Annotated in this window: 20 protein-coding genes; 15 read left to right on the top strand and 5 right to left on the bottom strand. The window is 61.6% G+C overall.

The window, feature by feature from the left end; all coding sequences use genetic code 11:
- The 10 genes from ACT67G_RS05380 to ACT67G_RS05425 all read left to right on the top strand — a co-directional run.
- A partial coding sequence (locus tag ACT67G_RS05380) for a hypothetical protein (RefSeq protein ID WP_443663335.1) occupies positions 1-426 on the top strand: 426 nt, incomplete at its 5' end.
- Positions 427-429: 3 nt separating this feature from the next.
- Positions 430-1296 carry a M56 family metallopeptidase gene (locus tag ACT67G_RS05385; protein WP_443663337.1) on the top strand — a complete coding sequence of 289 codons (867 nt, stop codon included), beginning with the start codon at positions 430-432 and terminating at the stop codon, positions 1294-1296.
- An 18-nt stretch (positions 1297-1314) separates the two neighbouring features.
- Positions 1315-2325, top strand: coding sequence for a hypothetical protein (locus tag ACT67G_RS05390; protein ID WP_443663338.1), 1011 nt, complete (start codon positions 1315-1317; stop codon positions 2323-2325).
- A gap of 186 nt (positions 2326-2511) precedes the next feature.
- Entirely contained in the window at positions 2512-2895 is a 384-nt protein-coding gene (locus ACT67G_RS05395) for a BlaI/MecI/CopY family transcriptional regulator (RefSeq protein ID WP_325244022.1), read from the top strand.
- The gene (locus ACT67G_RS05400; RefSeq protein WP_443663339.1) at positions 2892-6482 is read left to right on the top strand and encodes a M56 family metallopeptidase; all 3591 of its coding nucleotides are present in this window, start codon (positions 2892-2894) and stop codon (positions 6480-6482) included. The genes ACT67G_RS05395 and ACT67G_RS05400 overlap by 4 nt, the downstream gene beginning before the upstream one ends.
- 217 nt (positions 6483-6699) lie before the next feature.
- Positions 6700-7632, top strand: coding sequence for a sugar-binding transcriptional regulator (locus tag ACT67G_RS05405; protein ID WP_443663341.1), 933 nt, complete (start codon positions 6700-6702; stop codon positions 7630-7632).
- 189 nt (positions 7633-7821) lie between these two features.
- On the top strand, positions 7822-8430 hold the full coding sequence (locus ACT67G_RS05410; RefSeq protein ID WP_443663343.1) for a DAK2 domain-containing protein: 609 nt from the start codon (positions 7822-7824) through the stop codon (positions 8428-8430).
- 36 nt (positions 8431-8466) lie between these two features.
- Entirely contained in the window at positions 8467-9465 is a 999-nt protein-coding gene (locus ACT67G_RS05415; protein ID WP_325246157.1) for a dihydroxyacetone kinase subunit DhaK, read from the top strand.
- Between the two features lie 3 nt (positions 9466-9468).
- Positions 9469-10350 carry a 3-hydroxy-5-phosphonooxypentane-2,4-dione thiolase gene (lsrF, locus tag ACT67G_RS05420; RefSeq protein ID WP_443663344.1) on the top strand — a complete coding sequence of 294 codons (882 nt, stop codon included), beginning with the start codon at positions 9469-9471 and terminating at the stop codon, positions 10348-10350.
- Between the two features lie 21 nt (positions 10351-10371).
- Positions 10372-10695 (top strand): hypothetical protein, encoded by a 324-nt coding sequence (locus ACT67G_RS05425; RefSeq protein ID WP_443663346.1) that lies wholly within the window; start codon positions 10372-10374, stop codon positions 10693-10695.
- A gap of 160 nt (positions 10696-10855) precedes the next feature.
- Here ACT67G_RS05425 and ACT67G_RS05430 read toward each other — a convergent pair whose 3' ends face one another.
- The 3 genes from ACT67G_RS05430 to ACT67G_RS05440 form a co-directional block, all read right to left on the bottom strand.
- Positions 10856-11893 carry a hypothetical protein gene (locus ACT67G_RS05430; RefSeq protein WP_443663347.1) on the bottom strand — a complete coding sequence of 346 codons (1038 nt, stop codon included), beginning with the start codon at positions 11891-11893 and terminating at the stop codon, positions 10856-10858.
- The gene (locus ACT67G_RS05435; protein WP_443663348.1) at positions 11890-12444 is read right to left on the bottom strand and encodes an RNA polymerase sigma factor; all 555 of its coding nucleotides are present in this window, start codon (positions 12442-12444) and stop codon (positions 11890-11892) included. Before ACT67G_RS05435 ends, ACT67G_RS05430 begins: the two co-directional genes overlap by 4 nt.
- Positions 12445-12573: 129 nt before the next feature.
- On the bottom strand, positions 12574-13293 hold the full coding sequence (locus ACT67G_RS05440) for a TMEM164 family acyltransferase (protein ID WP_443663350.1): 720 nt from the start codon (positions 13291-13293) through the stop codon (positions 12574-12576).
- Positions 13294-13520: 227 nt separating this feature from the next.
- Between ACT67G_RS05440 and ACT67G_RS05445 the strand changes: the two genes are divergently transcribed.
- The 5 genes from ACT67G_RS05445 (at position 13521) to ACT67G_RS05465 (ending at position 20113) form a co-directional block, all read left to right on the top strand.
- Positions 13521-14195 carry a response regulator transcription factor gene (locus ACT67G_RS05445; RefSeq protein WP_325246144.1) on the top strand — a complete coding sequence of 225 codons (675 nt, stop codon included), beginning with the start codon at positions 13521-13523 and terminating at the stop codon, positions 14193-14195.
- A complete protein-coding gene (locus ACT67G_RS05450; RefSeq protein WP_326214288.1) occupies positions 14185-15798 on the top strand; it encodes a HAMP domain-containing sensor histidine kinase in 1614 nt (537 codons plus the stop codon). The genes ACT67G_RS05445 and ACT67G_RS05450 overlap by 11 nt, the downstream gene beginning before the upstream one ends.
- Positions 15799-15935: 137 nt before the next feature.
- Positions 15936-16664, top strand: a complete 729-nt coding sequence (locus ACT67G_RS05455; protein ID WP_325246139.1) for an ABC transporter ATP-binding protein — start codon at positions 15936-15938, stop codon at positions 16662-16664.
- A complete protein-coding gene (locus ACT67G_RS05460; RefSeq protein WP_443663351.1) occupies positions 16661-18772 on the top strand; it encodes a COG1361 S-layer family protein in 2112 nt (703 codons plus the stop codon). Before ACT67G_RS05455 ends, ACT67G_RS05460 begins: the two co-directional genes overlap by 4 nt.
- A 3-nt stretch (positions 18773-18775) precedes the next feature.
- The gene (locus ACT67G_RS05465; protein ID WP_443663353.1) at positions 18776-20113 is read left to right on the top strand and encodes an ABC transporter permease; all 1338 of its coding nucleotides are present in this window, start codon (positions 18776-18778) and stop codon (positions 20111-20113) included.
- Between the two features lie 65 nt (positions 20114-20178).
- On the opposite strand, the gene ACT67G_RS05470 is transcribed toward ACT67G_RS05465, so the two are convergent.
- Positions 20179-21111: a 3-hydroxyacyl-CoA dehydrogenase family protein gene (locus ACT67G_RS05470; RefSeq protein ID WP_443663355.1), complete on the bottom strand. Its 933-nt coding sequence runs from the start codon at positions 21109-21111 to the stop codon at positions 20179-20181.
- 10 nt (positions 21112-21121) lie between these two features.
- Positions 21122-21889 carry a 3-hydroxybutyrate dehydrogenase gene (locus ACT67G_RS05475; RefSeq protein ID WP_326214281.1) on the bottom strand — a complete coding sequence of 256 codons (768 nt, stop codon included), beginning with the start codon at positions 21887-21889 and terminating at the stop codon, positions 21122-21124.
- Positions 21890-22032 lie beyond the last annotated feature (143 nt).

A 22032-nucleotide genomic window follows, 5' to 3' on the forward strand; every position in this document is an offset into this window, starting at 1 on the left:
GGTGTGGAGCGGGGGAAAACCTGGAGATTGTATCAAAGGGTTACCTATCGCTATTATACGGTGACACTTCCGGCGCAGGGATCCCCCGCAGTCGGGCAGGCTGCTCCGCAAGCGGCCCCCTCCCCAGCGGAAACCGCTCCTTCGGTGTCCCCCGCAGCGCCGGAAACCTCCCGAGATACCGTTTTGGAAGAGGCCGTCCCCCAACAGACGGCGGAACCGCCAGCCAAGCGCACCGTATCCCTGATTGCCGCCGCAGGTGCCCTCTGGCTGACGGTTGCTGCCTGCATCGCGGCCCGGCAGGGGATCCGGTACGGGCGGATGCGAAACAGGCTTCTGTCCGGATCCGCCCCCACTGCCGCCTTCCACCAGGAAATCCGGCAAATGGGCATCAAGGCCTCCATTCGGATCCTGCCGGGGCTGGCATGACCTATGGCGCTGGGAGTATTCCGCCCGGTGGTCTTTCTCCCCAGCGGACAAGTACCGCTTCTGGCGGTGCGGCACGAGCTGACCCACGTGAAGCGGCGGGATCTTGCAGGCAAGGCGCTGCTCTTCCTGGTCTGCGCCCTCTACTGGTTTGATCCGCTGGTGTGGCACATGGCCCGGGTGGCCGGGGAGAATATGGAAGCTGCCTGCGATGCCCAGCTGGCCGAGGATATGACGGCCGCGGAAAAGCGGGCTTATGGGGAGCTGCTGCTGAGCGCCGCGGCAGGAGAAAGCGCCCCTCCGCTGTCCACCCGGTTCGGCGGCAGCAAAGCGCAGATGAAAAACCGTCTCACCCAGCTCTTTTGTCCCGGGAAACCCAGCCGGATGCTGGCAGGGATCCTTCTTTGCGCCGCATTCCTGGTCACCGGCCTGGTGGCCTGCCAGAGCATCTCCCAGGCTGACACCGCCGCCAGCGACAGCGTGGTCTATGCCGTTTTCGACTCCACCAGGCAGCCGGAGGATACGGATTACCGGGAGCTGACACTGGATCTGGTGGACTTCTCCCCCGGCGCCGGCTGGGTGGGCGGCAGCTCCGGTACCGTCACGCTGCCGGTATCGGAGGATGTACGCCTGTCCGGCAGGAGCGTTTCCCAGCAGACGTGGAAAAAGGATCTCATGAACTTCCTCTATGCGCCCTATCTTCGTTCCTATGCCCTTCCCGGAACGGCAGATGTACTCCGGGCGGAAGTACATAGCGGCGTCATCACCGCCATGGATTGGTATGAAGGTGCGCAGCCCGTGGGCGGCGTGCTGTGGCAGGATGCAGACTATGGACAATTTCTCCCCTACGTGCTGCGGCTGCCGGAGAGCTGACGGGACGGGTTCTACACAGTGGCTGCTCTGGGCCGGGACGGACAAAACCGCATCACGGATTACGCGGTGGAATTCTACCGCACAAGTACCCGGGAACTGCTGTTCACCCTGGAGGCTCAAAAGGAAACGGAGTTCCGTGACCGGTATGGATATGACGATACCGTACTGGATGACCAGGGGATCCGGCTTTTAGGCAGCGGGGACGGCTGGTACGTCTATCTCTCCGTCCCCCAATCTGCCCCGGCAGACCAATTTGAGGACAAATCCCAGGAACTGCGCTATCAGCGGATGTACCAGGACTTTTTGAGACTTTGTGACAGCCAGTCCTGGGCGCTTACCTTCGCCCAGGGAGACGATGCCGTCTATCCGGCCCTGCCTATCCCGGTGGAGCCCGGTGCCGAAACCCGGGCAGCCTTTGCCCAGGTACTGCGGAACCTGACAGGATCCGGGATCCTGCCGGACGGCACGCAGCTGGAACCCTGGGCCCTCCCGGCGGATTTCTCTGAAAACAGCTTTGCTGTTGCAGATGTGGACGGGGACGGGAAGGAAGAACTGATCCTCTACTTTGTCACCTCAGATACGGCGGGCATGCAGGGGGCCATCCTGGGCTATGACCAGGATCGGGCGGAAGTCCACATTCAGCTGATCGGCTTTCCCAGTATGGAATTCTATGAAAACGGCGCGGTAAAGGTCCTGTACTCCCACAACCAGATCGGCGGAGCACTGTGGCCTTACACACTGTACACATATCAGCCCCAGGGGGACATCTATCAGCCGGAAGCCATCGTGTACTCCTGGGAAAAGAGGATCCGCCCCACCAATGACGCCGGCCAGCCCTTTCCGGACCAGCTGGACCGAAGCAAAACCGGGGTCATCTACTATGTGGAGCCTGACGGCTGGGACGACAGCAACCCCATGGACCAGGAGGACTACCTCACCTGGGAGGCGGAAGCACTGGAGGGGTCGGCGCAGCTGACACTGCCCTTTGTCCCTCTGACGGAGGAAAACATCGCAGCCCTGGAGACCTGACGCAGTCAGACACTGTACGGGAACAGCACTGAAAAACGCCGGACGGCAGGAGCACTTCCCGCCGCCCGGCGTCCATTTTCAAGGGGGCAGCCTGGGGGGCGGTGCTTTCCTTACGCTTTTAGTTGACAGATGTAAGCCAACTTGCTATAATTGGCTTACAGAAGTAAACCGAAAGGAGGAAGCGCCATGAAACAGCCGGTACCCTCCCTGTCCCCCAGCGAGTGGCGGATCATGGAGGTTTTGTGGGCCGGGCCCAAGACGTTGATGGAACTTGTGCGGATTCTGGGGGAGTCCCCGGGATGGGCCAAGAGCACCGTTACCACCATGGTTCGCCGCATGGAGGAAAAGGGCCTGATCACCTATGACCAGCAGGGCCGCACCAAGGTCTTCCATCCGGCGGTGGGCCGGGAGGAGGCTGCTGCGGCGGAGACGCACTCCCTGCTCCAGCGGGCCTACCACGGCAGCGTGGGGCTGCTGGTCAACGCCCTGGCGCACCAGGAGTCCCTGTCCCGGTCAGACATTGAGGAACTGTACGCGGTCCTGCGCAAAGCGGAGGAGGAGCAGTCATGAAAGCGGTGCTGATCACTTCCAGCCTTCTGATCCTGGTTCTGATCGTCCTGCGGTACCTGCTGCGGGGCAGGATCAGTCCCCGGCTGCAATACGCCCTGTGGCTGCTGGTGGCGGTGCGGCTGCTGGTGCCCCTCTCCCTGCCCGGAACAGCTCTAAGCGTACTGAACGTCTTTTCGCCGGAGGCATCCGACACCACGGTGTATGTCTCCTCCCATGGGTTATCCACCTCCGCTCCCGCTCCGGAGACCGGCACCCTGGGCGACGGGCGGGAGATGGAGATTTACTATGACGGCAACGGGATCCCCCATTTCTACCCAGTGGGAGAGGCTCCGCCGGCGCAAGCAGACTACACCACTGTCCCGTCGGAACAGATCTTCCATCTGAACACCGTGCTGCGGGTGCTGTGGCTGGGCGGCGCGGCGGTGATGGCGGTATGGTTTCTGACCGTGAACCTGTCCTTTTTCTCCCGAGCCCGGAAGGGTGCCCGGTTTCTGGAAATGCAGGGGTGCCCCGTCCCGGTGTACGTGTCGGCGGCGGTGCCCTCCCCCTGTCTGCTGGGCCTTGTGCGCCAGCGGATCTACGTGACCCCGGCCTGCACGGAGGATCCGGATGGGCTGCGGCACGTTCTGGCTCATGAGCTGACCCACCGCCGCCAGGGAGATCCCTGGTGGTCTCTGATCCGGGCGGCATGTTTGTGCCTGTACTGGTTTGATCCCCTGGTGTGGTGGGCGGCAGCCCTGTCCCGGAGGGACTGTGAACTTGCCTGCGACGAGGGAGCCATCCGCCGTCTGGGAGAAGGGGAGCGCTTTGCCTACGGCCGAACATTGGTGGGACTGGTGGCCGCCGGAGCGTCCCCGGGAAGCCTTCTTCAAACCGCCACCACCATGCGCAGCGGCAAGGGCGGCTTGAAAGAACGCATTGCCCTGATCGCGCAGAAGCCCCGGATGCTGGCTGTCACAGCGCTGTGCCTGCTGACAGCGGTGGCCATGATAGCCGCCATCACCTTTACCGGAGCCAAGCCGGATCGAACCGGAGCCGTAGAGCTGCCGGAGCTGGGCATCTCCCTGATAATCCCGGAGGAGCTGGCCCTGGAGGATTACAGCGAGACTCTGGGCTACGGCGGATATCTGCTCTCCCCCGACGCCTATCTCCATTACGGGGACGGCACACCGTCACAGTGGGCTGCCGCCGGCATGGTGGGGAGATTCCCCACCAGCTGGCTCACCTGGGAGGGTCAAACCATCTCGAAGGCCCTGCCCTCCTGGAACCACACCAGCTACGGAGAGTCGGAGCCCCTGTCGGGCCTGGCCGCCCCGGCGGCCATCCTGCAGGCGGAACACGACCTCTATACCGCAGCGGAGGCTGGTGCCCTGGAGGAATCCGGCGTGGATCTGTCCACCGTAGAGTTAGTCTCTTCCTACTGGTACGTCTTTCTGGCGGAGCCCGGTGAGGATACCGGTATTCTGCTGAGCCTCAACGCCAAAAACTTTACCCGGGAGGATGCCGTGGACTTTGCCCGATCCGTGGAATTTCTGGAGCCCAACAGCGAGTCCCTGACGGCAGCGGAGCGCACCGCAGCCCTGCGGGCAGCTCTGGCCCAGGTGCCGGAGGAGTACGCCGATCGGGTGATTGCGGGCCGGGATCCGGAATCGACGGACAATATTCTGCTCTCCTTCTGGTACGCCCCGGACTACGGCGGCGACTACGGCGGCTGGCTGTTCTGGGTATACCAGTGGGATCAGGCGGCGTTCGAGGAACACCTGTGCGACGCCGACCACAGCGGCATCTCCTGCTTTGCACGGGACGCGGACGGCTACTATTACGCCGTTCATCTCCCCACAGACGTCAATTTCTCCCCGGAAAACGGCGATGACTATCTGGCCGTTCAGGAGGGCCTCATGGACTGGGCGGAGAAAACAGTGCTGGACGCGGAGGGCGTGGAGCCCTTCACCGAGGACGACGTCCAGGCGTTGCGGAACCAGCCCTTCCAATTCCAGGGCAACCACATTACCGCCGTGTATCATCCCTACTACGCCGTAAACGGCGAGTGGGAGCCCACCTGGACGTTCATCCTCTCCCAGCCTGCAGCCCAGGGAGAGGGCGGCATCTGGTGTGTGGAGCAGGTGTGGTACGACGGAGAATTCCCCCAGCGCCAGGTAATCCGGCCTGACACGGATCTGCCCCGGGCGGACTACTATGCCCAGCTCCAGGCCCGGGCGGATACCGGGCAGGCGGTCTGGGCCCTGGATCCCATGGAGGTATGCCTGCAATACGCTTATTCTTATGAGGGCGGCCATCTCAACGCCACGACGGAGAGCTTTGAACTCAGCGAGGTCTACTCCTCCGCCCCATACAGCAGCAATGACCGGGCAGCAGCGGGGTTGACCGCTCTGCTGGAAAATGACAGCGGCCTGGTGGTCTTTGACCTGCAGGCCCGGGAGGGAGACTCCTGGGCTGACCGGCAGGTCAGCGTGCCCACGGATGACCCGTCCCTTCCGGCCCTGCTGGAGAGCCTGACGGAAGATATCAGCTGGGTGGATACCCGCTGGACCTGGCCTCTCTACACGGATCCCTGGGGGGACGAGAGCCTGGCCTATTTCCTCAGCATCTACGATCCTCTCCGCCGGTACAATCTGACCGTGTATGCCGGAGGGGCCTATGCTGCCTTCAGCCAGGCGGGCGGCGGCGATACCGTCTACCAAGTGACGGCCTCCAACGGAAGCAGCGGCCCGGCGGAGGTCATCCGGGCCTGGCTGGATCCGTACAGTGCCGGGGCAGCGTCTCAGAGCAGCGATTCCCTGGGCCAGACTGTACAGGAGACGGTGGATCTGATCCGCTTGAGCGGCAGCGGCCGCCTGTCCTTCCTAAATTCCTCCAGCCGGGAATCCGGCCAGGCCGGTTCCTATCCGGTGAGCACCGATTCTCTCCGCTATTCCTACAGTACCCTGGGAGACTTCTTCCAGTGGACGGAGAGCACCGGATTGTCCGCAACCCGGGAGCCGGCGTCTGTGACGCTGTCCACAGCAGACACCTCCGTGTCCGTCACCGCCTACCAAGGCACCGGCAAACTGCTGATCCGCCAGGGGGACACAGTCCAATGGCTGGCGGCGGAGCCCGCAGACCCCGACGATGTGTTCGCTGTGGATCTTTACCACTACATGCGCTGCTGGTACGACGGTGCCCAGTGGGAGGCTCACAGCCGGGACCTGGCCATTCCCGATACCGGGCAGTCCCGGGAAGAGATCGCCCAAGATTGGGCGGAGGCCTACGAGGGCTACCGCCTGGAGACGGAACCCGGCGGCCGCAACACCTGTACTTTCGTCCAGGTGGAGGCCCGGGTGCGCGGCCTCTCCGACACCTATGCGAACTACCCGGAAATCACAGAGGGCCGGGAACGGTTCGTGTTCTCCTACACCGGCGTTTTTGTGCCGGAAAACGACTTGGCCCAGCTGGATCTGTGGCCCGGCAATACCACCGAGTACCAGGGAGATGACGCCCCTGCCGGCGCCCTGACCTACATGCGGCAGGGTATCCTGTACCGCGCCGACGACGGTTGGCGCTGCGCCGGGCTTGGGACAGGTCTGTAAAAGAAATCCCCTTTCCAGCCAACGGCTTTTTTCCCCGGCCCTATCAGGATGTCCCTGCCAAAATGCGGGGACATCCTTTTTTATAAAACGGTTCATGTTTCGTCTGCCACGGATTCCAGAGCCCCACCGGGGTGAAAATTTTGATTGGCGGTTGCAAAGCCCAAGCTTTTATGTTACAAGTAACATATGTAACATTTTATATGTAAGGGGCTTTTTTGTGAGAATCAGTCAGGACAAGCAAAAAAAGCTGGCGTATGTTGCCCGGCGCTATTACCTGGAAGATCAAAAACAAAGCGATATTGCCAGAGAGCTGGGCGTATCCCGCCCTTTGGTAAGCCGCATGCTCTCCGAGGCCCGGGAACTGGGGATCGTGGAAATCACCATCCATGAACCGGGAGCCAAGGCAGCCAGCCTGCTGGACCGCCTGCGGCTGTCCAGTTCCATCCGCAGCGGCGTCCTGGTGGAAGACGGAGAGGACGACGACACTACCAATCAGCTGCTTTCCCAGGGAGCCGTAGACCTGCTGCGGAGGATCGGCTCCCATCGCCTGGGCGTGGGCTGGGGCTACCTCATCGGCCAGCTGGTAACCTGGCTGGAGGCAAATCCCCAGATGGACAGCACCATCAGCGATATCTGTCCGCTGGTGGGCAATGCCAGCATTCCCGCCCGCAACTATCAGTCCAACGAAAACGTCCGGCTGATGGCCCAACAGCTGGGGGCTGCCCCCCATTTTCTCTACCTTCCTGCCCTGCCGGACAATCTGGAGGAAAAGCAGCTGCTGTGCTCCAGCGAGATCTACCGCCAGATCCACCAGCAGTGGGAACAGATGGACACGGCGCTGGTAAATATCGGGGACTACCCCTCCAGCCCGGACTTTGCCTCCCTGGTCCGGTACGGCAGCCTGCTCCAGCAGCAGCACGCCTGCGGCCGGATGCTGGTCTACTACTTCAACGAGGAGGGCTCCATCATCCAGTCCGACCAGGATTTCGCCATCCAGATCCCTCTGGAAACGCTGCTGCGCTGCCCCAACATTGTGGGGGTCTGCTCCGCCAATACCAGTGCCAAAGCCCTCCGGGGCGCCCTCCGCACCGGAGCCTTTACCCACATCGTGGCCCGGTCTGCCCTGGTGCAGACCCTGCTGGGCCAGTAATCAGCCATACCCGCTTCCCGGACGCACACGTCCGGGAAGTTTTCTTTTGCGCATTTTGAATAAACCGCTCCGCCGCGCTATATCAAATAGAGAGAAAACCGCTTGCTTGTATTGACTTTTGTAACATTAAGTGTTAACTTTTATGCACAAACGTAACACATTTGTATTCGGTGAAGGAGGTGAACGCAGATGACGAAAAGCGAATTTGCGGCGCGGCTGCAGCACGCCTGCGCATCCGTCATCGCGGCGGAGCAGGAGCTGACGGAGATCGACTCCAAATTTGGTGACGCGGATCACGGCCTGACCATGACCAAAATCGCCGGGGCCATCTCCGCCGCCGTGGAAGCATCCGACGGGGGGATCCAATCCATGCTGGACGACGCGGCTATTGCCGTCATGTCCCTCAACGGCGGCAGTGCCGTCCCTCTGTGGAACACCTGGCTGGATGGCATGCAGGAAGCCGCTCCGGAGGGAGAGGAGATCGGCGTAGCAGGCCTGCAGGCTGTCTTTGCCCAGGGGCTGGAGGAGATGAACGACATGTCCGGCGCCAAGGTGGGCGACAAGACCATGATGGATGCTCTGATCCCCGCCAGCGAGGCCATCGCCGGCTACACAGGCAGCGATGTGCAGGGCCTGTTCACCGCCGCCGCCCAAGCGGCGGCCAAAGGGGCCGAGGACACCAAGCAGTTCGTATCCAAATTTGGACGGGCCAAGAGCTACGGTACCAAAACCATCGGCACACCGGATGCCGGAGCCGCCTCCATGTCGTATTTCTTCCAGGGCCTGGCGCAGCCCTGAGCACCGTACAATCAATGTGAATGGGAGATGCTTACTATGAAAATGAAGAAGTTCATCAATGCCCCCGAGACAATCACTGACGAGGAGCTGGTGGGCCTGGGGCTGGCCTATCCCGACATTGTGGAGGTGGACGGCCATCTGGTCATCAGCAAGGATCTGGCCCACGCTGACCGGGTCACCATCGTCACCTACGGCGGCTCCGGCCACGAACCCGCTCAGGCAGGCTTCGTAGGCAAGGGCATGCTGGACGTGCAGGCGGTGGGCGACATCTTCGCCGCCCCCAACGGCCAGCTGGTGTTCGACGCCATGAAGCTGGCGGACAAGGGCCACGGCGTACTGCTGCTGACACTGAACTATGCCGGCGACCAGCTGGCAGGCAAGCAGGCCATGAAGCTGGCCAAGAAGGCCGGTCTCAACGTCCGGCAGGTGGTCACCGGGGAGGAGATCCAGTTTGACCCCAACGGAGAGGACAACAAGCGCGGCCTGGCGGGTGCCGTGGCCCTGTACCACATCGCCGCAGCTGCAGCCCGGGAGGGCAAAAGCCTGGACGAAGTAGCGGAGATCGCCCAGCACTACGCCGACAACATGGCCTCCATCACCGTCAAATCCACCGACGCCACCCATCCCCAGAACGGCATGTCCTTCGGCGATCTGGGCGAGACGGATCTCATGGAGATCGGCGCCGGCCAGCACGGCGAGGGCGGCGGCGTCCGGGTCCCCATGATGTCCGCCAAGGAGACGGTGGCCACCGTGGCGGAGGCGCTGTGCAAGAACCTGGATCTCAAGGCCGGAGACAAGGCCTTCGTCATGATCAACGGCTGCGGCGCCACCACCATGATGGAGATGCTGGTGCTCTTCAAGGACACGGTGGAGTTCCTGAAAGCCAAGGGCGTGGACGTGGTTGCCAGCATGGTGGGCGAGATCCTCACCGTCCAGGAGGCGGGCGGGTTCCAGATGAACATCGCCAAGTGGGATGAAGAGTGCCTGCGCCTGTGGAACACCCCCTGCCACACCCCCGCCTTCAGCAAGGAGTAAGCCATGGCAGACGCGATCGGTAACAAGGCCGCCCACGACTACCATCTGGACGTGCCCGCCCCGGAACAGGGGTTCTTTGCAAAAGGCCTGGGACACGGGGACTGGGGGGCAAAAAACCGCCTCTCCCGCCTGTTCAATCCCAAGAGCGGCAACACGGTGATGCTGGCCTTTGACCACGGCTACATCATGGGCTCCACCGCAGGGCTGGAGCGCATGGACGTCACCATTGCCCCGCTGTGCCAGTATGCCGACGTACTGATGGCCACCCGGGGCGCCATCCGCTCCTGCATCCCGCCTACGGTACAGAACGCCATCTGCCTGCGGGCCACCCATGACGCCAGCGTCCTGGTGGACGATATGAGCACCGGCAACGGATTGGGTGCTGACATCGAGGCCGCCATCCGGATGAACGCCTCCGCCATCGCCATGCAGTGCTTCATCGGCGGCGCCGGTGAGGCCCAGTCCCTGGAGACGCTGTGCCGGGCCGTGGACGCCGGAGAGCGCTACGGCATTCCCGTGCTGGGTGTCACCGCCGTAGGCAAGGAGATGGCCCGCACCACGGAGTATTTCCTGCTGGCTACCCGCATGCTGGCGGAGCTGGGCGTTTCTTTCGTGAAAACCTACTACTGCGACCACTTTGAAAAGGTCGTGGCCGCCTGCCCCGTGCCGGTTGTCATCGCCGGCGGCAAGAAGCTGCCGGAGGATGAGGCGCTGACCATGGCCTACCGTGCCATCTGCGACGGTGCCCGGGGCGTGGATATGGGCCGCAACATCTTCCAGAGCCAGCACCCGGCCGCCATGTGCCAGGCGGTGGCCAAGGTGGTCCACCAGCACTTTACGGACAAAGAGGCCTATCAGTTCTATCAGGACATCACCAATCCATAAGGCAAAGGGAGGAAGCAAACTATGTCCGCTGCGTACATGCACATCGGCATCCCCATCACCAACCGCAAGCCCGGTATGGTCTACAACGAAGGGGCCAAATTCTGGGTCAGCAATGTGGACGACTACGACTACAAGATCGAGTATCTGAAATTCGAGGAGGGCACCCCCTTCCCGGAGGAGATCCACCGCAATCCCCATGTGGCCTACAAGGTGGACGATCTGGAGAAGTACATCGCCGATGCCGACAGCGTCATCTGCGGTCCCATGGACGCCAATGACAAGGGCGACCGCCTGGCCTTTGTATGGAAGGACGGCGCCATTCTGGAGCTCTATCAGGAGGCCTGACACCGGAACTTACTATACAGTACTAAGCCTTTACACGTAAGGGGACGGACCATCTGGTCCGTCCCCTTGTCGCCTTGTGTGCCCTGCCAATCCCCAGGATTTGCGAGTGTTTTAACTATTATAATAGTTAAAACGGCTTATATATTGCTCTTTTATATTGCTAGGAGCGTGAAGGGGAGTCTCCTTCAAGGCCGCGGTAGCCTCCGCTGTATTCCAGTTCCTCCGGCACCCGGTAGAGCATCCCGGTAAAGGTGCCGTCCGCCTCCCGGCGAATGATGGGCAGATAGACACGGCCATCCAGAGAACCTCGGAATCTGCTGCGGTAAATCCCGTGTTCATCAAAGTCGCTCTCAGTCAGCTTATCCAGATCCAGGATCCAGGACGGGCCCCCGCCAGGATCCTGGATCTCGTACTGATCCGTCACATGCTCCACGCTCTCCTCCACCAGCTCACACGATTCCAGGGGAATGTTCTGGTAATGTTCCCGTTCTTTCTCCCATTCTTCCCACCTCTGCTGGACCTCCTCCGGGGACTCCTCGATGCTATAAACCATGGGACCTGCGATATCCAGTGTGACGCTGACCGTCTGCTTCGTCCCGTCCCGGAACTCCGCCTCGGCGGTAATGGGGACCTGCTCCGGCAAATCATCACTGCCGGAGGCCTCCATCCCCCAAAACAGCAGCGTCCCGCTCTCCAGAGTGCTCTTGTCCACCGTGACGCGGTTCCCGACTATCTCAAACTCCTCACCGCACATTGCCAGCTGCTGCTCCGGCCCCACATACATACGGCTCACATTCTCCTCCAGAGACAGCTCCGCCACATTCTGGCTGGCGAAGAATCCCGTCTCCGTGGAGAAGGTCACCTGGGCAACATGGTCCCCCTCGTAGCCCAAGCCAATATTCACATAAAAGTTCTTCCCGTCAAAGTGCCCCCCCAGGATTTCCGGCCGCTCCCAGATATCTTGCGCCCGAAACCCGATGGTGCCGTCCTCCTCCAGATCCAGGGCATAGGTTTTCACTACAAAGACATGCTCCTCCTGGGGCAGGGCCAGCAGCGCCCCCAGGATCCCCAGGCACACGCACGCCGCCGCCAGGCCGTGCCAGATCCAATGCCTCCGCCGGGGCGTGTAGTCACAGGCCTCCTGATAGTACCGGTCCCCTACCGCACCCAGGCCGTCAAAAAGCTGCTTGCCGCTCATATGGGTCTCCCCCTTTCCGCCAGATAGTCCCGCATGCGCTGGCGCAGGCGCGTCAGTCGGACGGAAACCGTCTTCTCAGACAGCCCCACCCGCCGGGCAATCTGGGCGTAGGAATCGCAGAATCCATAGCGCCGCAGGAAAATCACCCGGTTTTCCCGGCTCAGCGTGTCCAAAAATGCCTCCAGCAAGCCGGCCAGCTCTCCCGCCTCCACTTCCGCCTCCACGCAGCTGGGATCCGGCAGGCACTCCTCCAGTTCCTCCAGTGCGATTTGGTATCCGCCCCGCTTTTCCGCATGATTCCAGCGGCAGCGCTTGATAGCCAGGTTCCGGACGATCTTGCAGAGATATCCCAAAAGGCAGTCCGGCCGCTCCGGCGGAATGGCGTTCCAGGCTCCCAGATAGGCGTCGTTGACGCACTCCTCGGCATCCCGGCTGCTGGAGAGCATCTGCATGGCCAGAGCATGGAGGGTCTTGCCGTACCGCTCCTCCATCTCTCCCAGCGCCTGTTCTGACCGCTGGAACAGCAGTTCAATGATCTGGGCATCATCCACCCGTTCCGCCCCCTTTCCCTCTCTTCTATATACTCCGCTTTTGTCCCCAAAAACTACATGCACCCGGCAATTTTTCTGAAAAAGCCGCAAAAAGGGCACGGCCCCAGGCCATGCCCTTTCAAAAATCCGTTACAGTTCTCCTGCCCAGGTACGCTTTGCAGAGCGGCTGTGGGGCAGATACCGGCGGTAAAAAATCAGCTGGATCAGAGTCAGCAGCCCCCCGTAAAGAAGCAGCAAAAACAGGCTTCGGGGCACTGCGGCGCTCAATCGCTCCAGCGGGGTGCCCACACCTCCGGCCGTGTAGCAGTAATCCCAGCCAAAGAGTCGGTTGAGCACCAGGCTCACCCCCACCAGCCCCGCCACCGGCAAAAAGCAGCGGTACCGATCCGCCGGTTGGGGGCGGTAATAGCCGCTGGCCCACATGGCGGCAGTCACCAGGATCATCATCACATGGTACATGAGGCTCCGCACAGGCACAAAGCTGAAAAAAGAGTACTGTCCCACGTAGACGTTGAACACCAGGCCGAACACACCTCCCAGCATCCCCATGGTGCACACCGTGGCGCAGGCCGTTTGCCGCACACGCTCCCGGCGGGCGAAGAGGGCCGCCGGCAGCAGCAGCCAGAACAGGGAGCAGAGGTACAGGGGCAGTGTGGTGGAAAAATCGATGCCGCCTGTTGTCCGGGCCTCCCAGACCCAGTACACCGGATCAAAGAACAGCGCCGCCACAGCACACACCTTCAGGCATCGGATTACCGTGCCCGGTTCCGCCCGGCGGGCGGCGGTACAGGTCAGGGGCACCAGAGCTGCGGTCACCAGGATCACCAGCAGATGCGGCAGTTTGAACATTGTCTTTCCACCCTTCCTCCCATCAGCGCCCATGGGAAACCGGCGCTGCTGCTCTTTCTCTCATTTTGAAGGATAGCAGGCAGACCTGTAGGATTCCTCCAGGAAGCCTTAAGATTTGTAAAGGTTCCCGCCTTTCTCCTTCCAGGATTTGACGCGGCGGCGGAATCTGATATAATGGGGGCGAATTCCCCCAAAAATCACCACCTGCCAAAAAGGAGGCCGCCCCTATGACCGCTTCGATCCTCATCGCCGAAGACGACGACGACATCCGCAGCCTGCTGCGCCTCTACCTGGAGGGCGAGGGCTACCGGGTGCTGGAGGCGCCGGACGGCGCTGCCGCCCTGCGCCTGGCCCGGGAGGAATCCCCCGATATGGCAGTTCTGGATGTCATGATGCCGGAGATGAACGGCTTTGAACTGACCCAGGCCCTGCGCAAGTACAGCGATATCCCCATTCTGATCCTCTCCGCCAAAAGCCAGGATAACGACAAGATCCTGGGATTGAACCTGGGCGCCGACGATTACATTGCCAAGCCCTTCAATCCCGTGGAGATCGTGGCCCGGGTAAAGGCCCAGCTGCGCCGGGCCAACCGCACCACCGGCAGCACCTTGACCGTGCGGGATCTGACCCTGGACACCGCCAGCTTCCAGCTCTGGAAGGATGGGCGGCAGATCCTCCTGACCCCTATGGAATATAAGATCCTGGCCATGCTCATGCGCTCCCCCGGACGGATCTTCACCAAGATCCAGCTCTACGAGGGAGCCATCGGCACCTATTTTGAAGGGGATGACAACACCATGATGGTGCACATCTCCAAACTGCGGGAGAAAATTGAAGATGACCCCAAAAATCCCCGCTACATTATAACTGTGAGAGGATTGGGATACAAAATTGAAAAATAATCTGCTGCGGGGAAGCCTTTTTGAGCTTCTGGCCAAGAACTACCTGCTCTTTACCCTGACCCTGCTGGCAATCGGCGGCAGCGTTTTCTGGCTGTGGAACACCTGGCTGGACGAGATCTACCGCCCGGTGGACTGGTATGCGATGGTGCAAAGCGAAGCCCTGGTTCAGGGGGACTATGCCAGCCTTGAAAGCTATGTGAGCGGCGAGGGCAATGCCTTCGCCGTCTATGACGGCAACGGGCAGCTGGCATATGCCTCCGCCGACGGCTTTGATGACTCCTATACCGCCGGAGAACTGGCCTGCATCCCCCCTTACCTGGACGCAACCACCACCGATGCCTATGAGACCACAGGGGAAGACGGCCGTCCCCGGTACCTGCTCATCAAGCACCGCTACGAAAACGGCGGCACCACAGAGGTGGCCACCATGCTGCTGGACGAGCACTACCGGGTGATCTTCGGCGGCTTCGGCGACGGCCGGGATGCCTACTCCCCTCTGGAGTACCAGCTGCTCTCCGGGCATCGGTTCCCCGGCAGTTTTCTCTCCTGCTACCATTTCCAGGACGCAAGGGGGCAGGGACGCACGCTGCTCATCCGGGAAGCGCTGGTAAGCGGGGACGCATACTTCCAGCGCTATCAGGACTCCTGGAAGATCTGGCTGCTGGTAATCCCCCTGTATCTGGCTGATGCAGGACTTTTTATCTGGTGGCTGAGCCGGAAGATCGCCCGTCCCCTGCGGCGGCTCAACGACGCGGTGGTCTCCCAGTCTGAAGGACGCATCAGCCGGGTGGGCAACTGTGGCGGTACCCGGGAGATCCGCCGCATCGGGGAGAGCTTTGACCGTTTCTCCGACCGGCTGGCGGAAAGCGAGGCGGAGCGCCGCCGCCTGGACGCAGGACGGCAAAAGCTCATTGCCGACATCTCCCACGACCTCAAGACTCCCATCACCGTCATCGCCGGCTATGCCGACGCCATTTGCGACGGCAAGGTGCCGCCGGAGGAGACCCAGCGCTACCTGCACGTCATCCAAGCCAAGGCCCAGACCCTAACGGAGCTGGTAAATACCTTCCATGAATACAGCAAGGTGGAGCATCCGGAATTCGTTCTCCATCCCCAGCGCACGGATCTGTGCGAATTTCTCCGGGAGTATCTGGCGGTCAAATACGATGAGATCGACCTGGCGGGGTTTTCCCTGGAGGTCTCCATCCCGGAAGAACCCATCTTCTGCCCGCTGGATCGCCCCCAGTTCCGCCGGGTGCTGGACAACCTCCTCTCCAACGCCCTGCGCCACAACCGGTTGGGTACGGTGCTGTTTTTCGACGTGGCCGTCTCCGGCACCCAGGTCCTTCTGCGGGTGGGCGACAACGGCGCCGGTATCCCTCCGGAACGGGCCAGGCATATTTTCGACCCCTTTGTGGTGGGCAGCGACGCCCGCTCCGGCAAGGGCAGCGGCCTGGGACTGGCCATCACCCGCCGTATCGTGGAAAAGCACGGCGGCACCGTGGATCTGGCTGACCGTCCCGCCCCCGGCAGGAGCACGGAGTTCCTTCTGCGCCTGCCGCTGGACAGCGGGACGGTTCCCGGGAATCCCGCATCCATATAGCGTCCTTCCCTTCCGCGCCTCCGGACCTTCGGGCCCGGGGGCGTTTTCTTTATGCCTTCCTTTGCAAATCTTAACCCATGATATATGGCAAATGAAGTTTCCCCGGCTATGATAGCCCCCAGAAAGGAGGCAGCGCCATGCAAGAATCCGACCTGCGCAGCCGCCCCATCATCGAAGTGAAGGACATCCGCAAGGAATACCCCATCGGGGATGAGACGGTGGTGGCCCTCAAGCGCATCAACCTCAGCGTCTCCCGGGGGGAGATCTGCTGTATCTTCGGCACCTCCGGCTCCGGCAAGTCCACCCTGCTCAACCAGCTGGCAGGCATGGAAAAACCCACCCGGGGCCAGGTGCTCATCGGCGGCGTACCCATCTCCCGCCTCAGTGAAAACCAGCTGGCATCCTTCCGGCAAAAGCACCTGGGCTTCGTGTTCCAGTCCTACAATCTGCTGCCAAACCTCACCGCCACGGAAAATGTGGCCATGCCCCTGCTGTTCCGGGGCGTGCCCAAGCAGCAGCGGGAGGCTGCGGCCCGCAAACTTCTCACCCGGGTGGGCCTGGCCCACCGGCTGGACCACTTCCCCAGGCAGATGTCCGGCGGCCAGCAGCAGCGGGCGGGCATCGCCCGGGCCTTTATCGCCCGGCCCGACGTGGTGTTTGCCGATGAGCCCACGGGGAACCTGGACTCCAAAACCACCGTGGAGATCATGGAGATGATCTGTTCCTTTGCCCGGGACTATCACCAGACCATCATTCTGGTAACCCACGACCCCGAAATGGCATCCTATGCCGACCGTATCGTCACCCTCATCGACGGCGAGATCGTCAGCAATCAACTCAACAACAAGGAGAAAAGCCCATCATGAAAGACCGTATTCTCAAAACCGGCGCCGCGCTGGCGCTGATCCTCACCCTGGTTGCATCGGTGCTGCCCCTGGGCGCCCTGGCAGAGGGGGGAACCCTGTACATCACCGGCTACACGGTGGAGGACTCCTCCGGTAAAGGGGCCGGCAGCATTACCAAGGGTTCCGTGGTGAACATCACCGTCTCCGTCAAGGATACCAGTGACGGCACCGGCGGTGCGGATCCAAAGGCCCTGGATATCACCAAGCTGGATGACAGCTTTTCCGGCGGCAGCGTCCAGGTGGACAAGACCTCCCCGGAGGGACGGCCTCTGGTCTATGCGGTGAAGTTCTCCAACATCAAGTACAAGGGCGCCGGTCAAAGCCTGCGGTTTCAGATCGGCCGGGCCGGGGAGTCCGACAGCTACCAGACCATGGAGGTCACCATCACAGAGGCCGTGGTCTACGATCCCTCCGCCAGCGCGCCTCCCCCGGCACCCGAGGCCCCGCCGGAGCCCATCCCTGCCCCCATGGTGGTCGTCTACCGCAGCGAGATGGAAAAGCCCATTGAGGCCGGGCAGGAGATGGATCTGACCATCACCTTCCGCAACCTGGGCGGTGCCCGCCTGCGCTCCCCCGTGGCCACCTTCACCCCCTCGGACTCCCTGAATATCGTAGGGGGAACCTCTTCTTTTGTGCTGGATGATATCAACAGCAAAAAAAGCGGCAGCGTGACGCTGCGCATCCGGGCCAACAGCACCATTCCCTCTCCCAACCAGTCTCTGGGTGTGGAGCTGAAATTCAACTACGACAACAATGTCTCCCTGGTTCAGGGCAGCATCACCGACAAGGTGTCCATCCCCGCCCTGGGCAGGGAGAGCGTGCCCCAGCCGCCGGTGCTGGTGACCCGTTCCGCTCTGGGAAAGCCCATCTCCCCGGGCCAGGCCCTGGACGTCACCGTCTCCTTTCAAAACGCCGGGACCACCAAGCTGGTCTCCCCGGTAGCCACGGTGACGCCCTCCGACTCCCTGGTCGTTCTCAACGAAACGTCCACTTTCCTGCTGCCGGACATCGCCCCCGGCGCCACCGGCAGCATCACCGTGCGCGTCAAGGCGCTTCAGGAGATCTCCTCCACCAACCAGTCCCTGGGCACGGAGCTGAAATTCGGTTACGACAACGGCGGGATGCTGACCCAGGCCACCGTGTCGGACCGGGTAAATCTGGCCGCCACGCCTCCCTCTAAAACGGATACCCCGGTGCCCAATCTGGTGATTCAGAAATTCTCCTACGGCGAGGGCTCTGTCCCCGCTGGCGGCAAATTCCCCCTGGGCATCGTCTTTCAGAACACCGGTACGGTGAAGGTGGAAAACGTGGTGGTGACCGTGGACGGCGGCGAGAGCTTTACCATGGATGGAAGCACCAACACCTTCTATTATAAAACCCTGGGAGCCGGCTCCAGCCAGACCCTCACCGTCCCCATGCAGGCGGTGCCTGCCAGCAAGAGCGGCGCTCAGAGCATAGGCGTCAGTTTCAAATACGAGTATCTGGACGGGGAAAAGCGCACCCCCTCCACCGCCGATATCAAAATCTCCGTTCCGGTGTACCAGCCGGATCGGTTCCAGATCAACGCCCCTGCCGTGCCGGAGAGCATGACTGTGGGAGAGGAGGCTGAAGTCACCCTTGCCTATGTCAACAAGGGCAAGGACGACATCGCCAACGTGGAGGCCACTGTGGAGGGGGACGGCGTGGACACCCCCGCCCGCACCCAGTATCTGGGCAATATTACCGCCGGTACCAGCGGCACCATCGGCTTCGCCCTGACTCCCACCGCCGCCGGGGAGACGGAGATCGTATTGAAGATCTCCTATGAGGACGCCGACCAGCAGGTTCAGACCCGGACGTTCCCGATAAAACTGCAGGCGGAGGAAATGGTTCCCATGGACGACTATCCCGACGTTATGGAGGAGGATCCCTCCGGAGGGATCCCCTGGCTGTGGATCGGTCTGGGCGGCGCCGTCCTGGCCGCCGCAGCGGTGGTGGTGATCCTTCGGAAAAAAGTCAGCCGCTCCGCCGAAGGCTCCTGGGACGGCAGCTGGGAGGAGACGGAGGAGACTCCCAAGGAGGAGGCGTAAACCGTGAGCAGGAACGATATTTTCCGCATGTGCCTGCAAAACCTGATGCGCCGGAAATCCCGCACCTTTTTGACGGTGCTGGGCGTGCTCATCGGCTGCTGCTCCATCGTCATCATGGTGTCTCTGGGCATCGGCATGAAGGAATCCCAGGATAAGCTTCTCGCCCAGATGGGCGACCTCACCATCATCACCGTCAACGCCCCCCAGGGAGGGCGGGGCAAGATGAAGCTGGATGATGCCCTGGTCCGGCAGCTCAAGGCTCTCTCCGGGGTGGAGGCCGTGACGCCCAAGCAGAATCTGGAGGCGGAGGGCATCCGCCTGCTGTGCGGCACCGGAAACCGCTATGTGGCGGAGTGGTCTTCCGTAGCAGGGCTGGACACGGAGGCCATGGAGCAGATGGGCTACCAGCTGACCCAGGGCAGCGTTCCCAAGCGCAGCGGCGACATTGTAGTGGGGCAGTACACCGCTTACAACTTCAAGGATTCCATCCGCCCCGAGGGCATGAACATGGTGGACCGCTGGGGCGGAGAACTGGATGGCGGCGGCGATCAGGAGCATCTCCCTCCCCCCTACTTTGATCCTCTGAAGCAGAAATTCACGCTGGAAGTCACCACCCAAAGCGGCAAATTCACCGTACCCTTAACCCCTGTGGGCGTTGCCAAGGAGGACTACTCCAAAGGTTCCGAGACCTCTGACGGCATCATTCTCAGCTTGAGCGATCTGCGCAAGCTGCTGGACAAGGCCCAGGGAAACCAGAAAAAGGCGGTTCCCTACGACTCTGTACTGGTAAAGGTAACAGACATCTCCCGGGTGGAGATGGTGGAAAATGACATCAAAGCCATGGGCTACTCCACGGAGTCCATGGAGAGCATCCGCAAGCCCATGGAAAAGGAGGCCCGGCAAAAGCAGATGATGCTGGGAGGCCTTGGCGCCATCTCCCTGTTCGTGGCAGCTCTGGGCATCACCAACACCATGATCATGTCCATCTCCGAGCGCACCCGGGAGATCGGCATTATGAAGGCTCTGGGCTGCTATGTCACGGACATCCGGGTGATGTTCCTCTCGGAGGCCGGGGCCATCGGTCTCATCGGCGGCATCATCGGCTGTGTCATCAGCTTCATCGCCTCGGTGGTGGTGAACCTGGTGTCCCTGGGCTTCTCGCCGGAGAATATCCTGCCGGCCATCATCGGCGGCGAGGGAGTGAGCCGGGTCTCGGTGATCCCGCCGTGGCTGCTGCTCTTCGCGGTGGTCTTCTCCGTGCTCATCGGCCTGGGCTCCGGTTACTACCCCGCCAACAAGGCGGTACAGATTCCCGCTCTGGAGGCCATCAAAAGCGAATAAGCGTGAAAAAGGACCGCACTGTACCGTGCGGTCCTTTTATCATTGATTTTGCAGCAGGGCGCTCATCACTCCGGCATGGTCCACTCTTTCACGCCGTCAAAATACGGGCTCTGCTTGCGCAGGCGGAAATCGTCCTGGTCCTTTTTGGACCAGTCGTACAATCCTTCTCCGGCGGCCTGTCCGGTCTTACCGGAGGCCAGGCCGGAGAGCACCAGCTTTTGGAGCTCCTTGGTATCGCACAGATCCGGGTAGACATTTTTGGCGATGGCGCTCTCCAGATCGAAGCCCACGGCGTCGAAATACTCCAGCAATCCGATGGAGGCATAGCGCATGCCCATGGCGTATTTCACCGCCTTGTCGATGTCGGCGGCGGTGGTGACGCCCTGCTCGATGAGGTAGATAGACTCCCGGAACAGGGCCTGGGCAAACCGGTTCACCAGGAAACCCGGCACGCTGCGGTTGAGCACCACCACCTGGCGGTGCAGCGTCTCCAACAGGGCCATGGTGCGGGAGAGGGTCTCCTCCCCCGTGCGCTGGTGGCGCACTACCTCTACCAGGGGCAGCATATGCACCGGCTGGAAGGGATGGGCCACCAGCAGCTGCTCCGGCCGGCCGGTGAGCCCCGCCAGGATCTCCGCGTCCATAGAGGAAGAACAGGAGGCCACAATAGCGCTGTCCTGCGCATATTGGGTAATAATTTCGTAAACAGCCTGCTTTTCCTTACATCCCTCGGTAACCGCCTCAAAGACGAAGGTGCAGCCTTCCAGGGCGGCAGGGTCGTTGGTGATGGTCAGCAGCGCCAGGGCGGCGGTCTTGTTTTTCTCCGTGGCAAGGCCCTGGGCAATGAGATCGTCCCAGTTCTGCTCAATGGCTTTCCGGCAGCGCACCAGGCCGCTTTCCGAATGGCCCACCACCGTGCAGGGCAGGCCGTGGCCGATCACCAGCGTCGCCTGGCAGGAGCCGATGGTCCCGGAGCCGTAGACGGCAATCTTTTCCATAGTGCGCTCCTTACATCATGGCCCAGCCGTGGGTCAGCCGCAGGGACTGTCCCGTGAGGGCGCCCTGGTCATTGGCCAGGAAGGCCAGCATATTGGCAACATCCTCCACGGTGGTAAACACCCCGTCCACGGTGTCCCGCAGCATGATGTTCTTCACCACTTCCTCCTCGCTGATGCCCAGAGAGGCCGCCTGCTCCGGGATCTGCTTTTCCACCAGGGGCGTCTTGATGAAGCTGGGGCAGATGGTGTAGGTATAGATGCCGTAGTCGGCGCCCTCCCGGGCCACCGCCTTGGCAAGGCCCGCCACACCGTGCTTGGCAAAGTTGTAGGGCTCTTTCAGCTTGGAGCCCACAAAGGACTGCACGGATCCGGTGAAGACGATGCGCCCGCCCTTGCCGGAGGCTTTCATCCGACGGAAGGCAGCCCGGGACACCAGGAAGGCGCCGTCGGCGTGAATGGCCATCATCTTCTTCCAGTCGGCAAAGGGATACTCGTCAAAGGGATGGACGATCTGGACGCCGGCGTTGGACATCACCAGATCGCAGGAGCCGTAGGTCTCCACCATCTTGTCAAAGCCGGCTTCCACCTCTTCCTCACTGGAGACATCCATGTGGACGGCGATGGCACTGAGGCCCTGGGCCGTCAGCTCCTTCACCAATTCCTCCGCAGCAGGCATGTTCACGTCCGCCACCACAACGCCATAGCCCTCTTTCGCCATACGCTGGGCGCAGGCCTTGCCGATGCCGGACGCCGCGCCGGTAATCAATGCAGATTTCATTTCCGTTTCCTCCTGTCCGTTTTCCCGGCGGACTGTCCGCCGCTTCGTTTCCTGAGGATATTCTATCATCTGGGACTATGAAATCAATTCGCATGATTGGCCGTAATTTACCGGACAGCTTTGTGTGATTTAACGAAATTATA

The sequence above is a fragment of the Dysosmobacter sp. genome (assembly GCF_052306735.1).
Classification (GTDB): domain Bacteria; phylum Bacillota; class Clostridia; order Oscillospirales; family Oscillospiraceae; genus Oscillibacter.

Bases quoted from the DNA above. Each gene is read 5' to 3' on its own strand.
- ACT67G_RS05410 (WP_443663343.1), top strand. From the start codon at position 7,822: ATGACGAAAAGCGAATTTGCGGCGCGGCTGCAGCACGCCTGCGCATCC.
- lsrF (WP_443663344.1), top strand. From the start codon at position 9,469: ATGGCAGACGCGATCGGTAACAAGGCCGCCCACGACTACCATCTGGAC.
- ACT67G_RS05395 (WP_325244022.1), top strand. From the start codon at position 2,512: ATGAAACAGCCGGTACCCTCCCTGTCCCCCAGCGAGTGGCGGATCATG.
- ACT67G_RS05440 (WP_443663350.1), bottom strand. From the start codon at position 13,293: ATGTTCAAACTGCCGCATCTGCTGGTGATCCTGGTGACCGCAGCTCTG.
- ACT67G_RS05455 (WP_325246139.1), top strand. From the start codon at position 15,936: ATGCAAGAATCCGACCTGCGCAGCCGCCCCATCATCGAAGTGAAGGAC.
- ACT67G_RS05460 (WP_443663351.1), top strand. From the start codon at position 16,661: ATGAAAGACCGTATTCTCAAAACCGGCGCCGCGCTGGCGCTGATCCTC.
- ACT67G_RS05415 (WP_325246157.1), top strand. From the start codon at position 8,467: ATGAAAATGAAGAAGTTCATCAATGCCCCCGAGACAATCACTGACGAG.
- ACT67G_RS05425 (WP_443663346.1), top strand. From the start codon at position 10,372: ATGTCCGCTGCGTACATGCACATCGGCATCCCCATCACCAACCGCAAG.
- ACT67G_RS05445 (WP_325246144.1), top strand. From the start codon at position 13,521: ATGACCGCTTCGATCCTCATCGCCGAAGACGACGACGACATCCGCAGC.
- ACT67G_RS05400 (WP_443663339.1), top strand. From the start codon at position 2,892: ATGAAAGCGGTGCTGATCACTTCCAGCCTTCTGATCCTGGTTCTGATC.
- ACT67G_RS05470 (WP_443663355.1), bottom strand. From the start codon at position 21,111: ATGGAAAAGATTGCCGTCTACGGCTCCGGGACCATCGGCTCCTGCCAG.
- ACT67G_RS05430 (WP_443663347.1), bottom strand. From the start codon at position 11,893: ATGAGCGGCAAGCAGCTTTTTGACGGCCTGGGTGCGGTAGGGGACCGG.
- ACT67G_RS05385 (WP_443663337.1), top strand. From the start codon at position 430: ATGGCGCTGGGAGTATTCCGCCCGGTGGTCTTTCTCCCCAGCGGACAA.
- ACT67G_RS05475 (WP_326214281.1), bottom strand. From the start codon at position 21,889: ATGAAATCTGCATTGATTACCGGCGCGGCGTCCGGCATCGGCAAGGCC.